The organism is Devosia alba, assembly GCF_039938915.1.
Classification (GTDB): domain Bacteria; phylum Pseudomonadota; class Alphaproteobacteria; order Rhizobiales; family Devosiaceae; genus Devosia; species Devosia alba.
Map to the genome: position 1 here is coordinate 1 of NZ_JBDUUI010000115.1, position 254 is coordinate 254.

Sequence of the window (254 nt, forward strand, 5' to 3'; positions counted from 1 at the left end):
TCTTTACAATCGCGTCCCCTACTGGTCCCTCTAACAACCCTTTAATTTGCTCTGCCAGTCCTTGTAGCACCGGAAGAATGTATGTGTTATATCCGGTTATCAGAGTTTCAAATATGCTTGATAGTCCATCTGCTATAGAATCAAAGAACGGCTTTACGTGCTCATCGTATAACCTCGATATTGCATCACTAAGGTTTTGAACAACTGTTAAGACCCCACTTGTTACAGTTTCTATTACTCCGAGGCTGCCCTCA

Annotated in this window: 1 protein-coding gene; it reads right to left on the reverse strand. The window is 42.5% G+C overall.

Annotation, left to right across the window (positions count from 1 at the left end; all coding sequences use genetic code 11):
* On the reverse strand, positions 1-254 hold a 254-nt coding region (locus tag ABFY71_RS18985; RefSeq protein WP_347947435.1), incomplete at both ends, for a hypothetical protein.